Source organism: Humibacter ginsenosidimutans (assembly GCF_007859675.1).
Lineage (GTDB): Bacteria > Actinomycetota > Actinomycetes > Actinomycetales > Microbacteriaceae > Humibacter > Humibacter ginsenosidimutans.
Genome location: NZ_CP042305.1, coordinates 3,214,843 through 3,240,017 on the forward strand (window position 1 = coordinate 3,214,843; position 25,175 = coordinate 3,240,017).

General features: G+C 67.9%; 28 protein-coding genes. 13 read left to right on the top strand and 15 right to left on the bottom strand.

Annotated elements, in window-relative coordinates; translation table 11 throughout:
* Positions 1–2: 2 nt before the first annotated feature.
* Complete coding sequence (locus FPZ11_RS14845; RefSeq protein WP_146321913.1) at positions 3–2,426, top strand: LamG-like jellyroll fold domain-containing protein; 2,424 nt, start codon at positions 3–5, stop codon at positions 2,424–2,426.
* The gene (locus FPZ11_RS14850) at positions 2,320–3,672 is read left to right on the top strand and encodes a hypothetical protein (protein ID WP_146321914.1); all 1,353 of its coding nucleotides are present in this window, start codon (positions 2,320–2,322) and stop codon (positions 3,670–3,672) included. The genes FPZ11_RS14845 and FPZ11_RS14850 overlap by 107 nt, the downstream gene beginning before the upstream one ends.
* A 67-nt stretch (positions 3,673–3,739) precedes the next feature.
* Here FPZ11_RS14850 and FPZ11_RS14855 read toward each other — a convergent pair whose 3' ends face one another.
* The 7 genes from FPZ11_RS14855 to FPZ11_RS14885 form a co-directional block, all read right to left on the bottom strand.
* Positions 3,740–4,681 (bottom strand): glycoside hydrolase family 43 protein, encoded by a 942-nt coding sequence (locus FPZ11_RS14855; RefSeq protein WP_210415883.1) that lies wholly within the window; start codon positions 4,679–4,681, stop codon positions 3,740–3,742.
* Positions 4,681–5,982 (bottom strand): family 1 glycosylhydrolase, encoded by a 1,302-nt coding sequence (locus tag FPZ11_RS14860; protein ID WP_246846691.1) that lies wholly within the window; start codon positions 5,980–5,982, stop codon positions 4,681–4,683. The genes FPZ11_RS14855 and FPZ11_RS14860 overlap by 1 nt, the downstream gene beginning before the upstream one ends.
* Positions 5,982–6,854, bottom strand: coding sequence for a carbohydrate ABC transporter permease (locus FPZ11_RS14865; protein ID WP_146321916.1), 873 nt, complete (start codon positions 6,852–6,854; stop codon positions 5,982–5,984). Before FPZ11_RS14865 ends, FPZ11_RS14860 begins: the two co-directional genes overlap by 1 nt.
* A complete protein-coding gene (locus tag FPZ11_RS14870) occupies positions 6,844–7,677 on the bottom strand; it encodes a carbohydrate ABC transporter permease (protein ID WP_146321917.1) in 834 nt (277 codons plus the stop codon). Before FPZ11_RS14870 ends, FPZ11_RS14865 begins: the two co-directional genes overlap by 11 nt.
* Before the next feature lie 143 nt (positions 7,678–7,820).
* A complete protein-coding gene (locus FPZ11_RS14875) occupies positions 7,821–9,080 on the bottom strand; it encodes an ABC transporter substrate-binding protein (protein WP_146321918.1) in 1,260 nt (419 codons plus the stop codon).
* Positions 9,077–10,195: a LacI family DNA-binding transcriptional regulator gene (locus FPZ11_RS14880; RefSeq protein WP_146321919.1), complete on the bottom strand. Its 1,119-nt coding sequence runs from the start codon at positions 10,193–10,195 to the stop codon at positions 9,077–9,079. The genes FPZ11_RS14875 and FPZ11_RS14880 overlap by 4 nt, the downstream gene beginning before the upstream one ends.
* A gap of 97 nt (positions 10,196–10,292) precedes the next feature.
* Complete coding sequence (locus tag FPZ11_RS14885; protein WP_146321920.1) at positions 10,293–10,802, bottom strand: MarR family winged helix-turn-helix transcriptional regulator; 510 nt, start codon at positions 10,800–10,802, stop codon at positions 10,293–10,295.
* A 53-nt stretch (positions 10,803–10,855) separates the two neighbouring features.
* On the opposite strand from FPZ11_RS14885, the gene FPZ11_RS14890 reads away from it, so the two are divergent.
* Positions 10,856–11,497 carry a hypothetical protein gene (locus tag FPZ11_RS14890; RefSeq protein WP_146321921.1) on the top strand — a complete coding sequence of 214 codons (642 nt, stop codon included), beginning with the start codon at positions 10,856–10,858 and terminating at the stop codon, positions 11,495–11,497.
* Positions 11,494–11,934, top strand: coding sequence for a hypothetical protein (locus FPZ11_RS14895; RefSeq protein WP_146321922.1), 441 nt, complete (start codon positions 11,494–11,496; stop codon positions 11,932–11,934). Before FPZ11_RS14890 ends, FPZ11_RS14895 begins: the two co-directional genes overlap by 4 nt.
* Positions 11,935–11,937: 3 nt before the next feature.
* Here the strand turns inward: FPZ11_RS14895 and panD are convergent, their stop codons facing one another.
* Positions 11,938–12,348: an aspartate 1-decarboxylase gene (gene panD, locus FPZ11_RS14900; RefSeq protein ID WP_146321923.1), complete on the bottom strand. Its 411-nt coding sequence runs from the start codon at positions 12,346–12,348 to the stop codon at positions 11,938–11,940.
* 48 nt (positions 12,349–12,396) lie between these two features.
* The gene (locus tag FPZ11_RS14905; protein ID WP_146321924.1) at positions 12,397–13,329 is read right to left on the bottom strand and encodes an EamA family transporter; all 933 of its coding nucleotides are present in this window, start codon (positions 13,327–13,329) and stop codon (positions 12,397–12,399) included.
* Between the two features lie 94 nt (positions 13,330–13,423).
* Here FPZ11_RS14905 and FPZ11_RS14910 point away from each other — a divergent pair, with 94 nt between their 5' ends.
* Entirely contained in the window at positions 13,424–13,897 is a 474-nt protein-coding gene (locus FPZ11_RS14910; protein WP_146321925.1) for an Lrp/AsnC family transcriptional regulator, read from the top strand.
* 30 nt (positions 13,898–13,927) lie between these two features.
* On the opposite strand, the gene FPZ11_RS20130 is transcribed toward FPZ11_RS14910, so the two are convergent.
* The 3 genes from FPZ11_RS20130 to FPZ11_RS14920 form a co-directional block, all read right to left on the bottom strand.
* Positions 13,928–14,056 (bottom strand): hypothetical protein, encoded by a 129-nt coding sequence (locus tag FPZ11_RS20130; RefSeq protein WP_302849652.1) that lies wholly within the window; start codon positions 14,054–14,056, stop codon positions 13,928–13,930.
* Between the two features lie 82 nt (positions 14,057–14,138).
* Entirely contained in the window at positions 14,139–14,660 is a 522-nt protein-coding gene (locus FPZ11_RS14915) for a hypothetical protein (protein ID WP_146321926.1), read from the bottom strand.
* Positions 14,657–15,223, bottom strand: coding sequence for an RNA polymerase sigma factor (locus FPZ11_RS14920; protein ID WP_146321927.1), 567 nt, complete (start codon positions 15,221–15,223; stop codon positions 14,657–14,659). Before FPZ11_RS14920 ends, FPZ11_RS14915 begins: the two co-directional genes overlap by 4 nt.
* A 123-nt stretch (positions 15,224–15,346) precedes the next feature.
* Between FPZ11_RS14920 and FPZ11_RS14925 the strand changes: the two genes are divergently transcribed.
* The 3 genes from FPZ11_RS14925 to FPZ11_RS14935 all read left to right on the top strand — a co-directional run bounded on the left by FPZ11_RS14925 (position 15,347) and on the right by FPZ11_RS14935 (position 17,999).
* The gene (locus tag FPZ11_RS14925; protein WP_146321928.1) at positions 15,347–15,916 is read left to right on the top strand and encodes a hypothetical protein; all 570 of its coding nucleotides are present in this window, start codon (positions 15,347–15,349) and stop codon (positions 15,914–15,916) included.
* An 80-nt stretch (positions 15,917–15,996) separates the two neighbouring features.
* The gene (locus FPZ11_RS14930) at positions 15,997–16,500 is read left to right on the top strand and encodes a hypothetical protein (RefSeq protein WP_146321929.1); all 504 of its coding nucleotides are present in this window, start codon (positions 15,997–15,999) and stop codon (positions 16,498–16,500) included.
* Between the two features lie 92 nt (positions 16,501–16,592).
* Positions 16,593–17,999: an LCP family protein gene (locus FPZ11_RS14935; RefSeq protein ID WP_146321930.1), complete on the top strand. Its 1,407-nt coding sequence runs from the start codon at positions 16,593–16,595 to the stop codon at positions 17,997–17,999.
* A 101-nt stretch (positions 18,000–18,100) separates the two neighbouring features.
* Here the strand turns inward: FPZ11_RS14935 and FPZ11_RS14940 are convergent, their stop codons facing one another.
* Positions 18,101–18,628 (bottom strand): methylated-DNA--[protein]-cysteine S-methyltransferase, encoded by a 528-nt coding sequence (locus FPZ11_RS14940; RefSeq protein WP_146321931.1) that lies wholly within the window; start codon positions 18,626–18,628, stop codon positions 18,101–18,103.
* 258 nt (positions 18,629–18,886) lie between these two features.
* On the opposite strand from FPZ11_RS14940, the gene FPZ11_RS14945 reads away from it, so the two are divergent.
* The 3 genes from FPZ11_RS14945 (at position 18,887) to FPZ11_RS14955 (ending at position 21,918) form a co-directional block, all read left to right on the top strand.
* Positions 18,887–20,290, top strand: coding sequence for an NAD(P)/FAD-dependent oxidoreductase (locus FPZ11_RS14945; protein WP_146321932.1), 1,404 nt, complete (start codon positions 18,887–18,889; stop codon positions 20,288–20,290).
* Between the two features lie 78 nt (positions 20,291–20,368).
* Positions 20,369–20,878: a DinB family protein gene (locus tag FPZ11_RS14950; protein WP_246846282.1), complete on the top strand. Its 510-nt coding sequence runs from the start codon at positions 20,369–20,371 to the stop codon at positions 20,876–20,878.
* A complete protein-coding gene (locus tag FPZ11_RS14955) occupies positions 20,875–21,918 on the top strand; it encodes a serine hydrolase domain-containing protein (protein WP_146321934.1) in 1,044 nt (347 codons plus the stop codon). Before FPZ11_RS14950 ends, FPZ11_RS14955 begins: the two co-directional genes overlap by 4 nt.
* Before the next feature lie 42 nt (positions 21,919–21,960).
* On the opposite strand, the gene FPZ11_RS14960 is transcribed toward FPZ11_RS14955, so the two are convergent.
* Positions 21,961–23,145, bottom strand: a complete 1,185-nt coding sequence (locus tag FPZ11_RS14960; protein WP_146321935.1) for an acetyl-CoA C-acyltransferase — start codon at positions 23,143–23,145, stop codon at positions 21,961–21,963.
* 230 nt (positions 23,146–23,375) lie between these two features.
* Here FPZ11_RS14960 and FPZ11_RS14965 point away from each other — a divergent pair, with 230 nt between their 5' ends.
* Positions 23,376–24,080, top strand: a complete 705-nt coding sequence (locus FPZ11_RS14965; protein ID WP_146321936.1) for a rhomboid family intramembrane serine protease — start codon at positions 23,376–23,378, stop codon at positions 24,078–24,080.
* On the opposite strand, the gene FPZ11_RS14970 is transcribed toward FPZ11_RS14965, so the two are convergent.
* Positions 24,004–24,300: a GNAT family N-acetyltransferase gene (locus tag FPZ11_RS14970; protein WP_146321937.1), complete on the bottom strand. Its 297-nt coding sequence runs from the start codon at positions 24,298–24,300 to the stop codon at positions 24,004–24,006. The two genes, FPZ11_RS14965 and FPZ11_RS14970, sit on opposite strands and share 77 nt — an antisense overlap.
* 115 nt (positions 24,301–24,415) lie before the next feature.
* On the opposite strand from FPZ11_RS14970, the gene FPZ11_RS14975 reads away from it, so the two are divergent.
* On the top strand, positions 24,416–25,174 hold the full coding sequence (locus FPZ11_RS14975; RefSeq protein ID WP_146321938.1) for a dienelactone hydrolase family protein: 759 nt from the start codon (positions 24,416–24,418) through the stop codon (positions 25,172–25,174).
* Position 25,175: the final 1 nt, after the last annotated feature.

The following is a 25,175-nucleotide window of genomic DNA, read 5'->3' on the forward strand; positions in this document are numbered from 1 at the left end:
CCATGGTCGTGCTCCGTTCCGTCTCTCGCGTGCTGCTGGCGAGTCGTGCTCGACGCATCCTCGCGGTGCTCGCCGCCGCCGTGCTCGTGATCGGCGGAGGCGCGATCGGGGCTCTCGCGATCGCTGCGCCGGCCACGGCGGCACCCACCCCTGAGGATGCCGTCAAGCCGGTCGCCTCGTACACCTTCGACGGCGACACGGGCACGAAGGTCGTCGATTCCTCCGGCAACGGCAACGATGCGACCTGGGTCGGCACGCCGTCCTACGCGTCGGGCATCGCAGGCAAGGCGGCATCCGTCAGCGGCGGCGCCAACTACGTCAAGCTGCCGCTCGTCGCGGGCAAGACGGATGCATCGTCGAGTTTCTCCTACGAGTTCTGGATGCAGGAGCACTCACGCACGAGCTACGGCCCGATCGTGAGCAACCAGAACTTCACGCACTGCTACAACAAGGGTCTGACGCTCTACAACCAGACGACCCCCGGCGTGCTCGAGGCGTGCTGGGGGCAGACCTCGGGCGGATCGACCAACGAGTACGTGCACAACATCCAGGGCTCCGTCGTCGGCGAATGGCATCAGGTCGCGGTCGTCGTCGACCGTTCGGCGAACACGGCCGTCTTCTACGTCGACGGGGTGCAGCAGGCGACGTCGCCGGCCGGATCGATCACGAGCACGACCGCGTTCAACAGTGGCCTCGCCTTCAACATCGGCGGACTCAGCGGCAGTGAGACCGACGCGGCCGACGGCGCCACAGACGCATCCATCGACGATTTCAACTTCTATGACGCCGCGATCTCGGCAGACCAGGTCGCCGCCGACTTCGCGGCGAGCAACCCCGCGAGCACGGGATACACGATCGCGTTCGACGGCAACGGTGCGACCGGGGGCAGCACGGCGTCGCAGACGATGACGCTGGGCGAGGCGACGGCGCTGACGAAGAACGGCTTCACTCGCACCGGGTATCAATTCGTGGGGTGGGCGAAGAGCGCGTCCGGTGCGGTGGCGTACACCGACGGTCAGAGCGTTTCCGATCTCTCCACCACGGCTGGCTCGACGGTCACGCTGCACGCCGTATGGAATCGACTGCGTGCAGCGGGGGACTCGGTCGCCCCGATCATCTCCTACGACTTCGACAACGACTCCGGCTCCATCGTCCGGGACAGCTCGGGCAATGGCAATGACGGCACCTGGTCGGGAACGGCTTCTTTCGAAGCGGGTGTCGAAGGCCGCTCCGCATATGTCAACTCCCCTGCGGGAAGTCAGCAGGGCGTCAATTTCTTCCGGCTGCCGCTGATCGCGGGCAAGACGGATGGTGCGTCGAGCTTCTCGTACGTGTTCTGGTTGAAGGAGGCATCCTCCAGCTCCGATTCGCCGATCGTCTCGAACCAGGATTTCGTGCACTGCTACAACAAGGGCGCCACCCTCTACAACACGGCGGGTCAGCCGGGGATTCTGCGTGCCTGCTTCGGGCAGAACGGCAGCTCGACCTCGCAGAACTACCTGCCGCAGGTGAGCAGCACGTCCGTGATCGACTCGTGGCACCAGGTCGCCGTGGTGGTCGACCGCTCGGCCGGAACGATGACGACGTATCTGGACGGCGCCGTGACGGCGCAGAGCACCGGGCTGACCAGTGTGTTCAACCTCGTCAGCGGATACGCGTTCGCGGTCGGTGCCGACGGCTCGGGCGCCGACGCCGGCGACGGGTTCGTGAACGCGGACATCGATGACTTCGACTTCTATGCGGCGCCGATCAGCGCCGGCCAGATTCAGAACGACTACGCGGCGACCAACCCGAACACGACGGCCTCCGACTCGGGGTCCACGATCGACAAGGGCTTCGTGAGTGACACCTTCCGGGCTCCGCAGGTGCGGGCGGGCGGGGACTTCTCCCAGTCGGTCGCCGGTCTCTGGAACGGCGGAAAGGTCACGTCGTACACGAAGGTCTCCGGCGACGGCTGGCTCCACGTGAGCAGCGACGGGGTGGTCTCGGGGACCGCGCCGTCTGACGTTCCCGACAACCCCTCGTCGATCACGGTGCAAGCGACGGATGGCACGACCACCTCGCAGATCGAGGTGGAGACGACAGTCATCAGAAAGCACGCCTCAGCGCAGCTGGCCACGGCGACGTGGAATCTGTGGGACGCGGGCACGCATGTGAACGACTCGACCTTCAAGGACCTCGCCGTGATCGCCGCCAACGGACTCCAGGTGATCGGGCTGCAGGAAGACGACGGCACCGTCGCGACCAGGCTCGCCGATGCGCTCGGCTGGCATGCGGTCGAGGGGGGAGGGCGGCACCGCCATCCTCTCCGCTTACCCTGTGGGGGCGGCCGCCGACGCCAAGGCGGTCAGCGCCGACCCGGCCGCATCCGCGACCGTACACGCCCTTGGGCAAGACCTGAAGGTCTGGAGCGTCGGACTGGATGACGCGGGCTACGGCCCCGAGACGGCGTGCGTGGACGGCACGAAGGATGCCGCGGCGCTGATCGCCGCGGAGAAGGCGTCGGAGCGCTACAGCCAGGCGCAGACCGTGGCGGCCGCGATCGCCAAGGACGTGCCGAGCGCCGACACGACGCCCGTCATCTTGCTCGGCGATCTCGAGTCGCCTTCGGCGGCGGACTGGACGGCAGCGACCGCCGACGCGCACTGCGGCGTCGGCGCGACGGCGTGGCCGGTACCGGAACAGCTGACATCGGCCGGCCTCACCGACTCGTTCCGCGTCGCGAACCCTGATCCGACGAAGGCGCCGGGCAACACCTGGTCGCCGCTCGTGACGACCAACGCGAAGTCGGGCGGTGCCGAGCCGCAGGACCGCATCGACTATGTCGACTTCGCGGGAAGTCCGCTGACCGTTCTCGGCTCCAACACCCTCGTCGCCGGATGGCCCTCGGCGAAGAACGTGCTCAGCAACTCCTGGACCAGTGATCACCGGGCTGTCGTCACGACCTTCGCGATCGGCGGTGTCGCGGCGCCGGCACCGACCGCGACCGTCGCGAAGTCCACGGTGACGTATCAGAAGGGGACTGAGCCGGAGGCGAGCGCACTGCTCAAGGCCGTCGGAGCATCCTCTGCCCCTGACGGCGCGATCCTGGCGATCGATGCCAGCGCAGTCGACTTCGGAACGGTGGGCACCTACCATGCATCGGTCACGGCCAAGGACCCGGACAGCGGCGAGGTGTCGCAGCCGGTGGATGTCACTGTGCGTGTCGTGCCTGTGATCACCGTCTCGCTGGAGCGGTCGACGGCGACCTTCACCTTGGAGCAGGGCGCGAAATTGAGTGAGACGCAAGTTCAGGCCGCGCTGAATCCGACGCTGAACGTCGACGGGAAGATCGCGATCGACCTGTCGCATGTTCGCGGAGCGGTCGCGGGCAGCTACCCGGTCACGGTCACCGGGACGGATGCGTACGGCTTCACGGCCCAGGCTCAAGCGCAGGTCGTGATCGCCGAGGGAGGCACCACGCCGGGTGGCGGCTCGACCTCGGTCCCGGGTGGCGGCTCGAGCACGCACCACTCGCCGGCGCCGGGTGGATCGTCGCACGGCTCAGGGGACGGTCTGGCCGTCACCGGTTCGGATGACGCGCTCGTCGTGGAGCTGGCAGCGCTGTTCCTTCTTGCCGGTGCGGTCTCCATCGGAGTCGGTGCTTTGATGGGCCGCCGCCGTCAGCGATAGGGGCGGACCTTCGGCGAGCCGCGCGAGTTGCCTTCCGAGGAGCACTTCAATGGGCGGCGCCTGCACTTCAGTCGAACAGCACGGGGGCTATGTACATCTGCCGTGCGGTGCGCTCGGAGTTCCACGCGTGGAATGCCGTCAAGATCGTCCGCTCTCCATGCATCACCGAATTGTGCCCGGGGCCGGCGAGCCGGGTCGATGACGAACTCATGAAGCTCGCACCCGATTCCGCACGATGGTTCCACGGTCCGAACGGATGGGGTGCCGTCGCCACCGAGACCCCGTATCCTGCGCCTTCCCACGAGCCGGCGGAGAAGAAGAGGTAGTAGTCCGACCCGTGTCGAGTCACGGTCGGCCCCTCCAGGGTGTGCCAGTCGAAGCGCCGACCATAAATCTCGCGACCACGCTCGTAGATCTGCCAGTCGGCATCCGGGGCCAGAACCGGTCGGGCCTTGGCGCCGACGACCGTGGGCTCGGGCAGCCGTGTGACGGCGAGGTGCGTGCCCGGCCGCGCACCTTCGAGCACATCTCGCGCGAAGAACAGATACCACTGTCCGTCATCGTCGCGAAACGGGTGCGCGTCGATCGCGAAGCTCTCCTGCGGGGTGAGGTCGACGCCGCAGTCGACGAAGGGGCCTTCCGGCGTGTCCGCGGCGGCGACTCGGATGTGGTGGCGGTCGATGCCTCGTCCGACCGAGTAGTACATCCAGTATCTGCCGTCGCGTTCCACGACCTCCGGAGCCCAATACGCGTCACCGAAGACGGTGTCGAGCGGCGTGAGCGCCTGGCCGAGAGACGTCCAGTGCACGAGGTCATCCGAACGGATCGCTTCGAAAGTCAGAATGTGGCCGTCGCGCGGTCGTGTGGTTCCGTACGCGTAGTACTGCCCGTTGAATCGGGTCAGGAACGGGTCGGCGAAGTAGTCATCGCGCACGGGCCGTGGATGCGCCGGAAGGTCGAGTCGGGGCATCCGCTGCACCTGCGCGGTGGTCCGATCGAGGGACGGCATCAGTGGCCCTCCATCGCTGCACCGCTCGGCGTGGAGTTCTTCGCCTGGAGGGCGAAGCGTTCAGCGGCGGCGGTCGGCACCCGTGACAAGCTGCCGTCCACCTGCTCTTCGAGGCGGACGAGTCCCATACGCCGCAGGAACGGCGTCTTCGATGACGTCTCGGAGGTGCGTGCGGCGACCACGCGATCCTCGACCTGGAACTCCTCGACGTTGCGCCCGCCTGAGGCGTACGACCAGTCGATGAAGTCGAACATCGGCCACCAGGTATAACCCCGCACGTCCGCACCGCCGGCAGCCAGCCGGCGCACGGCGTCGATCGAGCCGTCCACCCAGTCGCCCCGCACTCGATCGGAGCCTTCGATGCTCGTCTCCGTCACGATGACAGGCGACTCGTATCGTCGAATGAAACCGCGCACGCTGTCGACGAGCCCTTTCGTCCACTGATTGGTGGCGTGTTGCTCTACGGCCCCACCCGTTTCCGTCAGCGTGCGCGGAGTCAGATCGGGGTAGTAGTTCACCCCGAGGTAGTCGAAGGTCGCCGCGTTGCGGACGAGGTCGTCCAGCTCCGCGGCGGAGGCACCGTTCTCGATCAGCCACGCGTACTCGTCGTGCTGCGGCGTGACGCGACCGGTGAGGAGATCGGTGGGAAGCATGCCGATCGACTCGAGGTGTCTGGCGTGCTCGCTGAGCGCCTCGGTGTCGGCTTCATAGATCGCGGATGCCTCGACGTGCACGATCTGCGCGTGCGGGTTGGCGTCACGAACGGCGACGATCGACGACTGGATGCCCCGCGCGATGCCCAGCGTCACAGCCGTCCATCCGCGCCACCCGGTGAGCGCGGGTGGCCAGACGCCGCGCAATCCGCAGAACGAGGCCGTCGTCACCGGTTCGTTGAGCGGTGTGACCGCGTCGACGAGGCCCGCGAAGCGTGCTGCGAACGAGCCCGCGTAGTCGGCGACGACCTGCGGATAGTCCGGATCGGCGAAGGAGCCGGAAAGCCAGGTCGGAGTGCCGTAGTGCACGAGATCGGCGATCACCTGCAGGCCGAGGTCGTTGACCGCGAAGTCGAATCGCTCCTCGAGTCTTCCCCATTCGAAGCGGCCCGGCCTGGTGTGCACGAGCGGCCATTGAGCTCCGTATCGAATCGAGTCGGCGCCGAGGTCACGCGCCATCTTCAGGTCGTCGCGCCAGCGGCGGTTGTGCTCGGTCAGCTCGAATTCGTCGAGCGGCTGCATGCGTGCGCCGGCGTGCGGATACACGCACGTGTCCTCGATGCCGAGAATCCAGCCGAACCCGTGCATCACTTCAGTCCCGTCGTCGCGACGCCGGCGACGAAGTACTTCTGCGCGAAGAAGAACCCGATGGCGATCGGCAGCAGAGAGATCGTCGCACCGGCGAGCAGAACGGCGTGGTCGGTCACGTGCTGACCGCCGAACAACGTGAGTCCGGCCGGCAGTGTCAGCATGTCGTTGGAGCTCGTGACGACGAGCGGCCACAAGAGGTCATTCCAGAGGCTCGTGAAGTTGAGGATGGCCACGGTCGCGATCGCGGGCTTCGCCAACGGCATGATCACCCGCCAGTAGATGCGCCAATGTCCTGCGCCGTCGATCCGAGCGGCCTCGTCGAGATCGGCAGGGATGCTCATGAAGAACTGCCTGAAGAGGAAGATGCCGAAGGCGCTCGTGGCACGCGGGATGATCAGACCCTGATAGGTGTTGAGCCAGCCGAGATGGAACAGCTGGATGAACACAGGAATCAGCGTGACCTGGAACGGCACCATGAGGGTGGCGATCACCAGAACGAAACACACGTTGCGACCGACGAAGCGCAGTCGCGCCAACGCGTACGCGCACATCGAGTCGAAGAGCACCGTGAGTGCCGTGGTCACGCCGGCGAAGATGAACGAGTTGAAGAGAAGCCGCAGAAAGGGCAGTTGCTGCCAGATGCCCAGATAGCCGTGCAGGGTGATGCTGGTCGGGAACAAGCTGGCGGGGTTCTGGTAGAGGTCGGCCTCGCTGCGAAAGGAGCCCGACAGCATCCAGATGAACGGCACGAGCGCCAGCACCAATCCGATGCCGAGGTAGATCCATTTGAGGGTGAGGGCCGCGGAGCGCGCCGCTCGTGAGGTTCGTGTATGCGCTCGTGTCGGAGCCGTGGTGGTGTCAATCGACATCGTTGTACCTGAAGATTCGAAGCTGGATGAGCGAGATGAGCATGATGAGCGCGAAGAGCACCCACGAGATGGCGGCCGCGTAGCCGGTCTGGAAGTTGACGAAGCCGTCGCGGTAGATGAGGTTCACGAGAGTGTCTGTGCGGTAGAGGGGACCGCCGCCGGTCATGACGTAGACCAGGTCGAACACCTGCAGCGACTGAATCGTCAGCATCATCGTCGCGAACAGCATGGTCGGTCGGATGCTCGGAAGCGTGATGTACCAGAAGAGCGAGAACTGACCGGCGCCGTCGATGCGGCCCGCCTCATAGCGTTCGGCGGGAACGCCCTTGAGCGCGGCGACGAAGAGGATCATCGCGAAGCCGACGCTGCGCCAGACCGAGACGAAGATGAGGGTGGGCAGGGCCAGCTGCTCCGATTGGAGCCACGCCACCGGTGGCAGGCCGAGCGCCTTCGTGATGCCGCCGACGAGTCCGATATCGGGATCGAGCAGGAACTTCCACACCAGTCCGAGCGTGGCGAGCGACACGATCGTCGGGAAGAAGAACACCGAACGGGCGATGCGCGTGCCGAGCCCCTCCGACTGCAGTGCGAGCGCCGTGAGCAGACCGAGAGCGATGAGCAGCACGACGGAGACGATCGTGAACTCGAGCGTGACTCCGAGAGCGTTCCAGAACTGCGGATCGGAGAAGAGCTTGACGTAGTTGCCGAGACCGACGAAAGGCTGCACCGCAGCGCCGACCGACCAGTCGAAGAAGCTGTAGTAGAGCGTTCGCAGAATCGGGTACAGCACGAACGTGCCGAGGATGAGCAAGCTCGGCGCCATGAACAGCCATGCCGGCTGCCATCGAAAACGTCGACGCCGGCCGCTTCGTGTGCCGCGAGGCGGCTCGTGGTCGTTCTCGCGGCTCCGGGCGGGAGGGGTCCCGCCGCGCACGCGCGACGGGACCCGCTCGGTGATGCCTGATGTCATGACGAGCAGCCGGTGAGACCGTTGATCGTCGAAGCCGCCTGCTTGGTGGCGGTGGCCACGGGCGTGCCTCGCGTGATCTGTCCGATCAGTGTCGTGTACGCCTGCGAATCCACCTGCGTGGCGTTGGGAACGTGCGGTAGGTAGAGGCGCGAGTCGGGCACCTGGTCCGCGAAGACCGAGATGGTCGGATCCGCCTTGAGCTTGGCGTCATCCGTCATGTCGGTTCGGAGTGGAGGGAAGCCGGTCTTGAGCGAGAACTTCTCCTGCACCTTCTTGCTCGTCCAGTACGCCATGAATTCCTGCGCCTGCTGCGGATACTTGGTCTTCGCCGAGATCGCCAGGGCCGCGGTCGATCCGAGGGTCACCGACTTGCCGTCGACACCGGCCGGGATCGGGGCGATGCCGAGATCGAGGCCGGCAGCCTTGTATCCCGGTGCCGCCCACGGACCGTTCATCTCCATCGCGGCCTTGCCAGCCGAGAACAGCGAATCAGCCTGAGCGCCAGTGAGACCGACGGGGCTGATCTTGTCCTTCGACACGAGATCGCTCCACGTCGACAGACTCTTCTGACCGGCATCCGTCTGCACGACGCTGCAGTGCTTGGAGTTGACGATGTCTCCACCCTCGAGCCATTGCAGGATGGGCCACATCTGAATGGTCTGGTTGTCTGCCAGCACGAGACCGTACTGGTTCGCCGTCGTGAGCTTCTTGGCGTCTGCGGCGAACTCGGCGACTGTCGTCGGCGGTGCAGAGATGCCGGCGGCTGCGAAGGCCTTCTTGTTGTAGTAGAGGCTCAGAGTCGCGAAGTTCGCAGGCACCGCGTAGAGCTTGCCGTTGTAGGTGAACTCGGCCGCCGTGCCCGGTGCGAGCTTGTCGATGTTGATCTTGGTGTCGCCCGATCCGGTGTTCGTGATCGCCAGAACCTGGTTCTTCTTGACGTAGTCCGCCACCGCGTTCGGGTCGCTCGACGGGGTCGCGAGATCGGGTCCCTGGCCGGTGAGCCACGCCGACGGCAGCTTCTGCTGGATGGTGTCCCAGGGCTCGACGGTCATCTTGACCTGGATGTTCGGGTGCGAGGCGTTGAAGTCGCTCACGATCTGCGCGTATCCGGGCCGGTCGCCACCGGTGAATCCCGTCCACAGCGTCAGCGTGACCTTGGCATTGCTGCCCCCGTCGGTCCCCGACGACGAGCACCCGGACAGTCCAAGTGCTGCGATCGCCCCCGCAGCCACGACTGCTGCGATCTTTCTCTTCATTGCGAAATGCTCCTTTGCATGTCATTGCCGTGCGGCTTCTCACCGCGCAAGGGGATCACGTGCTCTGTGTCGTCGTGCTCGCACCCGCATGACGCGCGGAGAACGAGCTCGACGTCGAGCTCGTGGTGGGTGGGGCCTTGTGCCGACCCGTCGATGAGTCGGAAGAGTTGTTCTGCGGCGAACCTCGACATCTGTTCGGCCGGCACTCTCACGGTGGTGAGCGCGGGGGTCGCCACGCGGGCGAGACCGAAGTCGTCGAAGCCGACGATGGCAACGTCGTCGGGGACCCGGATGCCGCGGCTCCGCAGCACGCGCGAGCCGCCGAGGGCCATGTCGTCGTTGGCGAACACGATGCCGTCGAAGCGGATGCCGTCGGCGAGCAACTGCTCCACCGCCGCCGCGCCGGATGCTTCGCTGAGGTCGCCCTCGATGATGTGGGACGTCTCGTCGAGACCGTGGGCGCGCACCGCCCGAAGAAAGCCTTCACGACGATCGACACCGGTCTGGTGATCGAGCGTTCCTGTGACGTGTACGGGCGCGGTGACTCCATGCACGTCGATCAGATGCTCGGTGATGGCTTCGGTGGCGCGCACGTCGTCGATCCCCACGCTCACGGCGTCCGGCAGATATGGGAAATTTCCGATCAGAACGACCGGCAGTCCGGTCTTGACGAGCGCTTCGATGTTGGGATCGTCGATCGCGGAGCTCGTGACGATCGCACCGTCGGCCGTGCGCGATCGCATGACCCGCTCGTAGGCCACAACGCCGTGCGCCTCATCGGGATTGGTCGAGACGATGAGCTGAGAGTCGTGTTCGTTGGCGGCGGAGGCGACGCCCGTGAGCACATGCATGAAGTAGAGGTGACCGAACACGTGCTGCGACGTGTTCGGCACGACGACGGCGATGGCGCCGGCACGCTGCTTGCGAAGGGCTCGGCCGGCGGAGCTGGGCACATAGCCGAGCTCGTCAGCGGCTTTGCGGACCGCGTCCCGTGTCTTCTCGCTGATGCGCTCGTGGCCTGAAAGGGCCATAGAGGCGGCCGCCGTCGTGACTCCGACGCGGGACGCGACGTCTTTCAGGGTGACCGACGCGTGTCCATCGGGCTTCTTCGCCATCGTGCCTCCAGTGCTTTATCGATTAACTTAGCGGGTGTTTTATCGATTAAGCAAGCGGCTGTCCCACTGCCTTCTGGAACCGGCCGCGAATCGGTGATCAGCTCTTGAGTCGGTCCCGTGACTCCGAGTGCGGCCCGTCGGGTGTCCCATGCCGATATCCCGGATGCACGTCGACGTCGAGACCGAGGCTCGCGGCCAGGGCTGTCAGAAGCACGTGGAGCTCGCCGCGCTGCTCGGCGCTGAGCCCCTTGGCGATCGTCGCCTCCTGTGCCTCTGCCGCCTTGCGCAGCTCGTCGAGGAGCGCGCGGCCTGACTCGGTGAGGCCGAGGTGCTGTGCGCGGCGATCGGTCTCACCTCGCGTTCTCTGCGCGAGTCCTTTGCGCTCGAGCCCGTCGACGAGCGCGACGACCCGGCTCGGCGCCGTGCCGAGCCGATCGGCGAGTTCGCGCTGCGTGATGGCCGGCCCGCGCCCGATGATGCGCACGACGCCCGCCTCTGACGGCGTGACACCGAGCGCACGCACCTGCTCGGCGAACACCTCGGCCGAGCGTGTTCCGAGCTGCGAGAGCAGAAAGCCGATCCGTGCGGGACGTTCGGCGGCTGGCATGCCTTCAGAATACTGCATTGACAGGATGATTCATGAGGAGAACAATTACAGACATGACTGATCAAGCGCACGGCGACACACCGATCCGTCGCCCCGATGGCCCGCCGGCGGGGGTGCTGGCTCTGATCGTCCTCGTTTTCACGATCGCCTCGGTCGTGGCCTACGCTGCCGGCTCCGCGTTCTGGACCGGATTCTTCGCGTTCGCGGCGTCCATTCCGCTCGGCATCTACGCGGCGACGATCTATGCGCGCCAGCTGCGGTTGGGCATCCGTGTTCCGGGGCCCGGCATCAGTTTCTTCGGCGGCATCTCCGCCTCCGTGATGCTCGGTGTCTCGGGACTGCTCGGCTGGGCGCAATCGCGCGTCGACGGCCTCTCGCCAGCGGTGTCCCGTCTCGTGCGCGAGGTCGCGTTCGTGCTCGGCGGAGTGGGGTTCGTCTGCGGGCTGGGGCTGCTCATCGCGGGCATCGCCGTGCCTGCCGTCATTCTGCGCCTCGTGCCGCGCTGGCTCGCCTGGGCGGGCCTCGTGCTCGGCGCACTCGGCGAGATCGCCTTTCTCGCGCTGCTCTGGGACGGGCTCGACGTGCTGCTGCCGATCGTCCGGTTCCTCGGTCTGGCCTGGCTCGCAGCCATGGGCTTCCTGCTGCCCCGCAATCGGCACGACGTCGAGCGTCGCACGCCCAGGGCATCCCGATGAACGAGAAGAGCCTCGCGGGCATGCGCGGAACGCTGCTCGCCGGCATCCTCATGCTGCTGACCGAGTACGCACTGGGCGTGCTCACCCAGCTCTACGGCAGAGCTCCCGCGTCCGACGACGGCCTCTCCGTCTTCGGTGCGTTCTGGGCGTCCGTCGTCGATGGGCCGGTGCTGCTGACGCTTCATGCGATCGTGGGAACGTTGCTGATCGCCAATGGCGTCACCGCGGTCATCCGGGCGATCCGCCTTCGCGGCGGCGGGCTCATCGGCCTGACGATCGCAGCCGCGCTGTGCATGCTCGCCGCCTGGGGAGCGGGCTCATCCCTGGTCGCGGGCTACGGCGTCGTGTCGCTGCTGATCATGGCGCTGGGCGCCGCAGCGGCGATCGGATGCTATGCCGTCGCGCTGTTCCGCATTCCCGCTCCCGTCGCGGGCTGAGCCTCAGAGGGCGTGCGACGGTCGCTGCACTCCAGGCGTGACGGCCTCGGCCGGGTCGCTGCCCAGAGCGAGGATGCCGTTGCCCGCGTCGACGTGCACGACCCGCGGCACGAAGGCGCGCGCCTCCGCGTCATCGAACTGGGCGTACGAGATGACGATGACCGTGTCGCCCACATCGACCAGGTGCGCGGCAGCGCCGTTGACCCCGATGACGCCACTGCCGCGTTCGCCCGGAATGAGATACGTCTCGAGACGGGCGCCGTTGGTCACATCGACGATGGCGACCTGCTCACCGGGCAGCAGGTCGGCGGCATCCATCAGATCGAGGTCGACCGTGAGCGACCCGACGTAGTGGAGATCGGCGTGGGTGACGACGGCACGGTGGATCTTCGACTTGAACATGGTGCGCAGCACGTGCTCCATCCAAGCAGGCCCTGCTCACCGGCCGAAGCACGGGAGCGATCAGGGGCCGGGGCGAGAGCCGGACCCGGAACTGCCGCTGCGTGCGTCAGCCGGAGCTCGTTCGCTGTGCGCGGCGATGCCGATGATGACCAGGGCGATGCCGGCCACGGTGAGAGGCGTCGGAATCTGACCGAGCACCACCGCACCGATGATCGCGGCGGAGGCGGGCAGCAGCGCCATCATCAGCGCATAGGCCGCCCGGCTGAGCTTGGCCATGGCCAGCTGGTCCGTGACATAGGGGATGACGGAGGAGCACACGCCGACCCCGACGCCCCACGCCAGCCACAGCGGGTGCGTGAACGCCGGCAGCGCGGGCACGATCCCCCACGCGGAGATCACAACGGCGGCGATCAGCATGGCGACACCGAGCTGGTCCACTCCGCTGAGCCGCCCCGAGGTGCCGTCGCCCGCTGCCGGCCGGTTGGCGATGCGGTGGCCGAGCACGATATAGATCGCGAAGCAGGCCGCATTCGCCACAGCGAACACGAGACCCATGGGATCGGTCGCGAACGCGTGAACCGACAACGCCGCGACTCCCGCGATCACGACGAGCAGGGCGAGCGTGTTCCGCGCCGTGCGAGTGCCGTAGGCGGCGACCGCGACCACTCCGACGAACTCGATCGTGCCAACGGTCGCAAGATCGAGCCGAGCGATGGCCAGATAGAAGACGGTGTTCATGCCGGCCAGCACGACGCCGAGCGCGAGGTAGACGATCTTCTGCTGCCGGGCGGAACGCATCCAGACCCGCCATGGCCGTCGCCACAGTGCGAACACGATCGCGGCCGACGCCACGCGCAGCCATGCGACCCCGGTCGGGGCCACGTGCACGAAGAGCAGCACCGCGAACGACGGGCCGAGGTAGTGGAAGACCGCGCTGCCCAGAAAGTAGCCGGATGCCTGCACCTTGGCCGAGCGCACATCCTTCGTTCTCATCGACTCCAGCTTGTGAGGCTGTGCGCGGATTCGCCATAGCGAGAATGTGGCTGATGGCCCGTACCGACCGATGATCCGAAAGTAGAATGGTCGAATGGCTGATGCATCGATGAACACGGTGCTCGATGCGGTGGATCGGGCCATCCTCACCGAGCTGATCGCCGACGCGCGCATGCCGATGAGCGAGGTCGCGCGTCGTGCCGGCGTCTCGGCGCCGACCGCCGCCGAGCGGCTGCGCAAGCTGGAGGCCGCCGGCGTCGTCACCGGCTATCGCGCCGTGATCGATCCGGCCGCGCTCGGTCTCACGGTGAGTGCCTGGGTGCGGGTGCGCCCCGCCACGGGGCAGCTTCCGCGCATCGCCGAGCTGGCGCGCATGACTCCGACGATCACGGAGTGTCACCGCACCACGGGCGAGGACTGCTTTCTGATGCACGTGCACGCACCGACAGTCGCGGCGCTCGAGGACGTGCTCGACAGCTTCCTGCTCTACGGGCAGACGATCACGGCGGTGACGGTGTCGACTCCTGTGCCGCCGCGCGCCGTGCCGCTGGCACGCGACGCGGAGTGATCGCGGGCCGGCTGCCCGAGTGACGAGGCGCTATGCCCCTTCGCGATCCGGGAAGTCGAGGTACAGGGTCATGTCGATGGGCTGCGTCTTCGTGTCGACGAAGACGGAGTCGGCGTCGCCCGAACGCGACGTGACGGTGATCGAAACGGGAATGCGCATTGTTCGTGCTCCTCACGTTGTGAGCTTGTGGTCTTTGTTGTTCTGTCGGTGCTCTGGTCTGATCGGTGGATGCCGCCGGCGGCTAGTCGCCCGGCGCGGCGAGCCCGAGCGCGTCGCAGAACCGCGGCGCGCCGAGCGAGTTCTTGTTCGGGAGAACGGCGATGCGCCCGTCGGCGAGCAGGCAGGCGGTCGGATCGGGAACGTGCACAGCCGCAGGTGTCGTCGAGCCGTCTGACTTCGTCGGAACAGCGCGGTAGCCGGCCTCGCACGTCGCCACGGCCAGCTTCACCCGCGCGTCGATGTCGGCGAGGTCGGCGGTGCTGTCGCCGGGGCTGCCCGCCGCGTTCTGGAACATGGTCGTTCCGTGCGGCGCGTCCAGATCCGTCGACGTGTAGCAGTCGAAGCTCGAGTTGCGCGCCTGCGCGGAGGCCAGCTGCACGGCCACGGTGCCTGCCGTCGTCGCTCCGGCGACGAGCACGGCGATGGAGAGTCCGATGGTCAACGAAACGCGGCGCCGGCGGCGACGCTGGAGCGGAACGGCGGCCATGAGTCGCTCGCGCATGCGGGCGACATCGGCATCGCTCGGCGGAAGGAACGTCGTCATCTCGGGTACACCTCCTGGTTCGTGTCGATGGAATGGCGGAGGCGGGCGCGCAGGCGGGAGAGCCGATTGCGCACGCCGCCGTGGCTCATGCCCAGCACCTCGGCCGCCTCCTTGTAGGTGAGGTGGCCGATGATGCAGAGCTCGAAGAGACGGCGATCGTCTTTGGTGAGTTCATCGACGGCATCGGCGACGGACCGTCGAAGCGCGTTGAACTCGGCGATCTCCTCGGCCGACTCCGACGTCGCGATGGTGGCGGCGGCATCCATGCTCCAGCGCTTGGCCAGTTCGCGGGCGACCGCACGCTGCTTGTTCCTGCAGTGATTGCGGCACGTCACCAGCAGCCAGGGCAGCACGGAGTCGCCAGGCAGCACGATGGACTTGGCCTTCGCGACGAACGTGAGGAACACCTCGTGCGTGGCGTCTTCGGCGTCTTCACGCGAGCGCAACTCGACGAGCGCGTAGCGGTAGACCGCCCGCACGTGACGCTCGTAGAGCACGCCGAGGGCATCCTGATGCCCGGCGGCGATGCGCGAGAGAAGTTCTCGCTCGGTGAGTGCGCCCATGTTAAGAAGTGTCTGCCGGGTTCGATTCGTCTCAGAAAAGGTCTTGCACCGTCTTGAGCGAGTTGACACGATGCCCTGGTGGACTCCCCGGTTCGGGGCCCAATGACGTGAGGGGAAGAATACGTGAGCACTCGTCGGACTCGTCGACTCAGCGCAGGATTCATCGGTGCGATCGCCGGCACCATCGTCGTTCTCGGCGCCGCCGTGCCGGCGCACGCGGACGCGGTCGGTGACGCCGGGCAGAACTGCGGGGTCTTCGTCGACACCGGCCAGACGATCTGCGTGGATGCAGGCCAGGACCTGCACGCCGCGGTCACCGCCGACACGGGCAAGACCATCGTCACGGCGGCGACGGGTGCGAGCGCCCCCGCCGCGGTGTCGCGCGCTGCTGTCGCCGCGGCCAGCACCTCGTATCTGCTCGGACGTCTCTACGACGACCAGAACTACGGCGGCAGCTACCTCGAGCTCTACGGCTCCGGCTCGGGCTGCACGTCATCGAACGGGTTCGGCTTCGCGAACATCGGATCGGCGTGGTACGGCAGGGTCAGCTCGTTCCGCGGCTACTCGAACTGCGAGGTCAAGATCTTCTCGAGCACCAGCTACGGCGGTTCGTCGTACGGGTTCTACGCCTCGTCGTCGTACGTGGGCAGCGCGATGAACGACAAGGCGAGGTCGGTGCAGTTCCACTCCTGATCGAACGCGCGGCGCGGGAGAGTATCGCAACACTCCGTCGAGGGTCCACGTCCAGCGTCAGGCCGATTTACGTTGAGCGCATGGACGACGACATCGAGCCGACACCGGAGCAGCTGCTTGCCGCTCTGGATGCCAGCGAGCTCGTCGAGTCCGTCGGCGCGCTCACCGAGACGCAGCGCGGCGACCTGCTCGAACGCGTTGCTCTGCTGGTGGGGGCCAACCAGGCACTCAGCGTTGACGAGTTCAGGAGCGAGCTGGGGGACATCCTCGACTCCGGCCCGACGTTCCACGCTGTGCTGCACGGTGGACAGTTCGACGGGCAGGTCATGGAGCTCGAGCCGGAGGAGTACGAGCGCAACCTGGTGTGCGCGGCGGTGGAGCGGGCATCCGGGATCGCGACCGAAGCGGAGCACGGCTCGGCTCGGCACGCGCGGCCGGCGGAGACCAGATGGAATTCGCTGTACCGCGCGAGCTCGGGGGCACCGGCGCCCGGTGCGACAGTGCACTACGAGTTCGGCGGGCTCGTGGTGACGGGCGAGGCGGCGGGCGACGCGGCCGGCGAGACGGAGCAGCAGGCATCCTGAGGCAGTAGGTGTCGCCGGCGTCGGCTGGGCCGCGACCCGCATCGGAGTGCGCGATTTGCGTCTTCGACCTGTCGACCGCCTAGGGTGGTGCGGTGGCAACGAGGACTTCACAGCGCGAACAGCCGGGGCCACGCCGCTCGGGGGCGGACGGTCAGCCCACCGGGCAGGCGGAATCGACGGGACCACGGCGGACCGAGCGTCGCGACGAGTCGGCACAGCGCTCAGCGCAGGAGCCGACCGAGCTGCGCACCATCGCCAGGCACGGCAAGCTGCACCGCAAACCGTGGGCGACCTTCGGCAAGGTCGTGGCATCGGTCGCCACTGTCGCGCTGGTCAGCGTGCTGGGCATCGGGGCGGTGGCCGCGGCCAACCTCGTCGCCGACGCCAAGCCGTCTGTGCATCTGGTGGGCGAGAAGCCCGGTGCGATTCCCGACATCGGCGCACTCGACGGTGGCGTGAACATCCTGCTCACCGCGACCGACACGCGAACGGGTCAAGGCGGAGCGTGGGGCACGACGGAGGACAGCTCGGGTGCCGGCCTCAACGACGTCACCATGCTCGTGCACCTCTCGCAAGATCACACGCACGCCGTCGTGGTGAGCTTTCCGCGCGACCTGATGCTGGCCATCCCGGAGTGCCCCGACGGCAACGGCGGCTGGAACAGCGCGATGTCGTTGCAGCCGCTGAACACCACACTCTCCGACGGTGGCGTGGCGTGCACCGTGCTGACCATCGAGCAGCTCACGGGAATCAAGATCCCGTTCGCGGGTGTCGTCGACTTCAGCGGAGTGGTCGCGATGTCGAACGCGGTAGGCGGCGTGCCGGTGTGCATCACCGGTGGCGGCATCCACGACGAGCACACGAACCTCGACCTGCCAGACGGAACCTCGGTGCTCAAGGGCATGGAGGCCGCGGAGTTCCTGCGCACCCGGTACGGGGTGGGCGACGGCTCCGACCTCGGTCGCATCAGCAACACGCAGGTGTTCCTCTCCTCGCTCGTTCGCACGGTGATGACCAAGGCCACGCTCACCGACCCGGTCAAGGTCTGGGGACTCGCGAAGGCCGCGCTGGCGCACATCCAGTGGTCCGACTCGCTCAACAACGTGACGACGCTCTATCAGATCGTGATGGCGGCGAAGGACATCGACTTCGGCAACATCGTCTTCGTGCAGTACCCGGTGGGCACCGATCCCGACGACCCGGGCAAGGTGATCGCGGACGACGAGTCGGCGGCGACGCTGATGGATGCCGTCAAGAACGACCAGCCGATCCAGCTCACAGGCGGCACCGGCGTCGGGTCCGTGGACGACTCGACGGCAGCGGGAAAGACGGATGCCTCGAGCGGCACGGATGCCTCCGGCGCGTCGTCGAAAGCGAGCGGCTCGGCAAGCTCGTCGAAGCCGAAGTCGTCGGCATCCGCGGCTCCTCCGGTTGCGCTGTCCGAAGACGTCAAGGGCCAGACCGCCGCCACGCAGACGTGCTCGAAGGGCAACAACTGAGTCGAGGACCGAATGTGCAGCCGGGCTCATGTATCCCTGCGGTCAGCAGCGCGGCGCCGGCGGACCGACGGTGAGAAGCCTGGGCGCCAGCACCTCGAGCGTCAGAACAGGGTGGGGCCGGCATCCTCGACGGCGCCCTCGAGCCCGAGCAGGAATCGCTTGCGGTCGAGGCCGCCCGCGTAGCCGGTGAGGCTGCCGTCGGCGCCGACCACACGGTGGCACGGCACGATGATCGAGAGCGGGTTGTGTCCGACCGCCTTACCGACGATACGGGCGAGAGACCGGTCGCCGAGCTGCTCGGCGATCTGCCCGTAGGTCATCGTCTCGCCGCGGGGAATGTCGCGGAGCACCGCCCAGACCCGTTCCTCGAAGTCGCTGCCGTCGGTGCTGGTGGCGAAGTCGAGGCGGTCGCGCTCGCCGGCGAGATAGTCGTGAAGTTGAGTGGCGGCATCCGTGATGACGGCGTCGGAGGATGCTGTCACCTCGGGGCCGAAGGCCGAGCGGTCGGGCTTGGTCCAGTGACCGGGAAAGTAGATGCCGGTGACGGCCTCGCCGTCGGCGACGATCGTGACCTCGCCGATCTCCTCCGAGATCTGCGGTGCCGTGACGGTGGCGTGACGGATGTTCATGCTCGCTCCTCGCGTTCCTCTTACATTGTGCAGACGCATGGCGATGGCGGAACGTGAGGTGCGGGGCTGGTGCCGGGTTTCGAGACGCGTGCTTCGCGTGCTCCGCGGCCCGCGGGATGAGGTTTCGATGCGGGCTTCGCGTGCGCCTCAATCCGCGATGTGAACAGAGACCGCGAATTCGGCCGGAAAAGACGGCCGAAGCGGCAGTTTGCGCGGTGCGAACCGTCGCGCGGGCGGCCGGGGCTAGAGTCGGCGACTGTGTCACATGAAGCGGGATCGCACGCATCCGTGTCGTTCTGGTACTCGCAGGTGGCGGCGCCGACGCCCCGCCCCGCGCTGACCGGGCACGTCGACGCCGACGTGTGCATCGTGGGAGCCGGCTTCACCGGCCTCTGGACGGCGTACTACCTGAAGAAGGTGCAACCGTCGCTGCGCGTGGTCGTGCTCGAGCAGCGGTTCGCGGGGTACGGGGCGTCGGGGCGCAACGGCGGCTGGCTGACGAACTCGGTCACGGGCGGGCGCGAGCAGTACATCGCCACCCATGGCCGCGAGGGCGCGCAGGCCATGCAGTCCGCCATGACCGCGACCGTGCACGAGGTGATGCGCGTGGCCGAGGCGGAGGGCATCGACGCCGACATCGTGCTCGGTGGCGAACTCAACGTGGCGCGCAACGCGGCACAGCTCGCCCGGTTGCAGGAATGGGCAGAGGGCGAAGCCGAGTGGGCGGATGTCGATGCCGAGCTGCTCGACGCGGGGCGGGCATCCGCTCGCATCGACGTCGCCGGCGCGCTCGGCGGGCTGTGGCAGCCGCACTGCGCGCGCATCCAGCCCGCGAAGCTCGTGCGCGGACTGGCCGACGTCGTCGAGTCGCTCGGCGTGCAGCTGTACGAAGGCACGACGGTGACGGCGATCGAGCCGCGCAGCGCCGGGCGCAGGCCAGAGGCGGTCACGCGGCACGGGGCGGTGAGCGCCGACGTGATCGTGCGCGCCACCGAGGGCTTCACCGCGCGCATGCCGGGCGCGCACCGGGCGTGGGTCCCGCTGAACTCATCGCTGATCGTGACAGAGCCGCTGAGCGACGCACAGTGGGATGCCATCGGCTGGGCGAACCGCGACACGCTCGGCGATCTGGCCCACGTCTACATGTACGCGCAACGCACCGCCGACGGCAGGATCGCGTTCGGCGGTCGTGGCGTGCCGTATCACTTCGGATCGCGGTTCGACCTCGACGGCACGACCCCCGAGGTCACCGTGCGCTCGCTGCGAGAGCTGCTCGTGCGGTTCTTCCCCGTGCTGGGCGACGTGAAGGTGGAGCGTGCGTGGTCGGGGGTGCTCGGGGTGCCCCGGGACTGGTCGGCGACGGTCGGGCTGGACCGTAAGACCGGACTCGGCTGGGCGGGCGGCTACGTCGGCACCGGCGTGACGGCGACGAACCTGGCCGGGCGGACGCTCACCGACCTCGTGCTCCAGCGAGACACGGCGCTCACCGCGCTGCCCTGGGTGGGGCATCGGGTGCGCAACTGGGAGGTCGAGCCGTTGCGGTACGTCGCGGTGAACGGGCTGTACAAGGCATACGGCATCGCCGACCGCGCGGAGGACCGCGGCAGCACCTCGACCTCGGTGATCGCACGCGTCGCCGACTGGGTGTCTGGGCACAAGTAGCGTCGGTTTCGAGACGCGCCGCTTCGCGGTGCTCCTCAACCTGCGGGGTGGGGTTTCGCTGCCGGTATGGATGATCGCGTGCACAAGCCCGACAGGGGGATCGTCGACGAGAAGGAGATCCTCGTCGGATTCCTCGACTACGACCGCGGCGTCGTCGAACGCAAGCTGCGTGGGCTCTCCGAGGCGGATGCCCGGGCATCCGTCGTGCCGTCCGGCTGGTCGATGCTCGAGCTCGCCTGGCACCTCGCGTCGATGGAGCGCCGATGGCTGCGGTGGGGATTCCTCGCCGAACCGCTCGGCGATCCCTACCCGGACTCCGACGAGACGGGCTCGTGGCACGTGGATGCCTCGGCCACGACCGAGAGCGTGCTCGCCGGCCTGCGCACCGTCGGCGAGACCACGGCGCGCATCGTCGCAGCCCACGACCTCGACGAGCGCTCGTCGCTCGGCGGTCGCTTCTCGGCGGACGACGAACACGCGCCGCCGACCCTACGCTGGGTGCTCGTGTACGTGATTCAGGAGTACTCCCGCCACCTCGGCCATCTCGACATCGCCCGCGAGCTCATCGACGGGGAGACCGGCGAGTGAGCGGCTTCGAGCGGGCGGCGGAGATCGTCGCCGACTGGGTGGGGTCCGGCCGCATCCCCGGCGCCGTGCTCGGGGTGACCGACGCGTCTGGTGCGGTCACGACCCGCGCCTTCGGGCATGCGCAGCTCGAGCCTGTGCAGCGGCCGATGACGACGGACACCTGGTTCGACCTCGCGTCGGTGACGAAGGTGATCTTCACGACGCCGCGCATTCTGGATGCGGCGAGTGCGGGCATCCTCGACCTCGACGCTCCCATCACGCAGGTGCTGCACGAACTGCGGCAGTTCGACCCGGATGCCTGGCAGCGCCGCATCACGCCCCGCGACTGTCTCACCCACGCCAGCGGCCTGCCCGCGACGTTCCCCGTCTACACGTACGGAACGGACCCTGACCAACTGCGGGCGTTCGTCATCCAGCGCGACTGGCCGCGTGGCGAGGCCGTGTATTCGGACCTCAACTACATGCTGCTCGGGTTCGTGCTGGAGCGGCTCGGGGGCGCAGCGGCGGGAGCCGGGACCGGCGCTGCGGACGGGCCCAGGGACATCCACATTCGCGACCTCGACCCGGGCGACGGGTTCGCGTGGTCGGCGGATCCGTCCGAGGCCGCAGCTACCGAGTACTGCCCGTGGCGCAGGCGGATGCTCGTGGGCACCGTGCACGACGAGAACGCGGCGGCGCTGCAGGGGGCGGGCCACGCGGGGCTGTTCGGCACCGCGGCATCCGTGCTCGGCTACGCCCGCTCGCTGCTCGACGGCACGGGCGCCACGCCGGAGGCGATAGCGCTGATGCGCACGCCTGTCGGGCCGAGGCGCACCTATGGGTGGGAGCATCCGTACGACGGATGGTCGGGCGGGGATGCCTGCACACCCGACACCATCGGCCACTCGGGCTTCACGGGTACCGGTCTCTGGATCGACTTCGGCGCCGGCCGCGCGTGGACGCTGCTCACCAACCGGGTGCACCCGACGCGCTGGAGCGACAGTGGCATCATCGAGCTGCGGCGATTGGTGGGCGACGCGATCTGCGGCCCCGTGGATTGAGGAGCACGGCTACGCCGTGAGCTCCTCACCCCACGGGCAGACCTACAGCGCCTCGAGCACCACGGCGGCGCCCTGACCGCCGCCGCCGCAGAGGCCGGCCGCGCCGACGCTGCCGGCACCGGATGCCTGCAGTCGCCTGGCCAGGTGCCCCACGATGCGCGCGCCCGATGCGCCAAGGGGGTGTCCGATGGCGATCGCGCCTCCGTCGGCGTTGACGATGGCGGGGTCGATCCCGAGCGCCCGCGTGGAGTGCACGGAGACGGCGGCGAACGCCTCGTTGATCTCCACGGCGGCCAGCGACGACAGCTCCACACCGGCCTTGCGCGCCGCGGCCGCGATCGCGTTCGACGGCTGGGCGTGCAGCGACGTGTCGGGGCCGGCGACGAAGGACTGCGACACGATGCGGGCCAGCGGCTTCACCGACAGCTCGACGTCGTCGCCCACGATGATCAGCGCGGCGGCCCCGTCGGTGATCTGCGACGAATTGCCCGCCGTGATGGTGCCGTCGCTCGCGAACGCCGGACGCAGGGCCGAGAGGCTCTCGGCCGTCGTGTCCGCCCGCAGGCCGTCGTCCGCGGAGTACGTCGTCGCGCCCTTGCGGGACGGCACGTCGTAGGGCTCGATCTCGGCGGAGACGAAGTCCGCGTTCGCGGAGGCTCGCTGGTGCGAGGAGGCGGCGTAGGCATCCTGCTCCTCGCGCGTGATGCCGAGCTTGCCGTTGTACTCCTCGGTGGAGGCGCCCATCGAGACGTGCTGGAAGGCATCGGTCAGTCCGTCGAACTCGAGGGTGTCGACGAGCTCGATCGCTCCGTACTTCTGGCCCATGCGGGAGCCGGACCACGCGTGCGGGGCCAGTGACATCGACTCCTGGCCGACGACGGCCACGATGTCGGCCTCGCCGTCTTCGATGAGCTTCGCCGCCGCAGCCACCGCGAGCGTTCCCGACAGACACACGGCGTTCAGCGTGATCGCGGGAACCGTCATCGGGATGCCCGCGAGCACCGCCGACTGCCTCGCCGGATTCTGCCCTGCCGCGGCTTGCAGCACCTGCGCGCCCTGCACGATGTCGACGCGGTCGGGCGCGATGCCTGCCCGCGAGAGCGCGGCACGCAGCGCGTGGGCGCCGAGCTCTACGGCGGGCACCGTGGCGAAGCCGCCGTTGAAGCGAAGGAACGGGGTGCGGGCGTACGACGCGATGAGCGCCGACCTGCCGGTCGAATTCGTCATTGAACTGTCCTCGGGGGAGACGGATGCTGGTGCCTCGGCATCGGATCGACGCCGTCGGCCGCGTGCTGAGCACGGCATTCGTTACGAGGATAACCGGATGCCCGCGACCGGGTCGCGCCGTTGCCTGGCCACTCCGGTGAGCGCACGGCGGCCGGTGCCGCGATGCAGGATATGCGGCGAGCCGAGCCCATATCCGACACCGCTGACGACATGTCCTGCATCCTCGATGCGTGGACACGTCGGGCGAGAGTCTCGTCAGCATCATCGGGCAGCTCGTGGTGCTCGCCCTGTTCGTCAACGCCGGCGTGCGGATGCTCCCGTCGATCCGCCGATTCCCCTGGCCCGCGCTCGTGCTCGCGGTGATCATCGGTGTGCCGTCGCTGCTGCAGTTCGCGCTTCCGGGGCTGACGGATGCCCTGGCCCGCGATCCCGACGCCACGCTCCGGCACGGTCAGTGGTGGCGCATCCTCACCGCACTGCTCGTGCAGGACGGTGGACCGGTCGCCGCGGTGTTCAACCTCGTGGTCGTCGCGCTCGCTCTCACGCTCGGCACCTGGATCTGGGGACCGTGGCTCGCGGTCGCGCTCTACCTCGTTCCCTCGATCGTGCTGAACCTGCTCGCCGTCGCGTGGGGCCAGTCGGGAGGCGGCAGCTCGTTCGCGAACGACGGTCTGATGTTCAGTGTGTTCGCGCTCGGGCTCCTCATCGGCACGCGCGATGCTGCACGGGCGTCACAAGCGTCGACGATCTCGGTGCGCGTCTGCGGAGCGATCGGAGTGCTCGTCGCCATCGTGCTCGTCGCGACGGGCGACGCGCACGGCGTCGCGATGCTGTTCGGGCTGGTGCTCGGTGCGGCCGCTACGCCGTTCGCGCCTTCAGCAGGTCGGCGCGCTCGGGATGCTGGTCGAACCACTGCGCCACGTACCAGCACATAGGCACCACGTGGAAGCCGGTGTTCTGCTCGACATCGTCGACCGCGAACGTGACGATCTTGTTCGCCAGACCCTGTCCTCGAAGGTTCGGGTTGGTGAAGGTGCGGGTCATCGACAGAGCGTCTCCGAGCACCGTGTACTCGACCACGCTCGCGATCTGACCGCCGACGCGCAGGGTGTAGCGATGGGCATCCGCCTCGTGGGCGTATTCCTCCTTGGCCATGCAGCAAGGTTAGGTCGCATCGCCGAGACCGTGGTGGCGTGTGAGGATGCCTCGGCGGGCCCGTGCCCGCGGCGTAACGTGAGCAGCGACCCGACGCCGACGTGAGGAGCCCGCCATGACCGACCTGCCTGCGACGCACGAGGAGCTTCTCGCCACGATTCCGATCGCCGACGGGGCGAAGCTGGAGGCGTCCGCGATCAGCTACGGCCACGACGGCACGGAGCTGGAGGGGTATGTCGCTCACGATGCCGCGGCGAACGAGCCGCGGCCGGGCATCCTCATCGTGCACGACTGGCTCGGGGTCGGACCCAACGTGGAGATGCGGGCCCAGATGCTGGCGCGACTCGGCTACGTGGCGTTCGCCGCCGACATCTACGGTGCGGACGTGCGCCCGTCGCACGACGAGGCGTCAGCGCTCGCCAGCCATTACTACTCCGATCTGCCACTGCTGAGGGCACGGGTGCAGGCCGCCTACGACACCTTGGTCGAGCTGCCGCAGGTGGACGAGACGCGCATCGCCGTCATCGGTTATTGCTTCGGTGGATCCGCCGCGCTGGAGTTCGCGCGCACGGGAGCGGACATCCGCGGTGTCGTCTCCTTCCACGGTCGGCTCCTCACGCACGATCCGAGCGATGCGGATGCCATCCGCGCCAAGCTGCTCATCCTCACCGGCGGATCCGACCCGGCCGTGCCCGACGACGCCGTGCACGCCTTTCAGGACGAACTGCGCGCCGTGCCGAACCTCGACTGGCAGGTCACCACCTACAGCGGTGCGCCGCACGCCTTCACGGTGCTGGGCGACCGATTCCGTCCCGTGGCGGATGCCCGCGCCTGGCAAGCGCAACTCGACTTCTTCGACGAGATCTTCGCGTGAG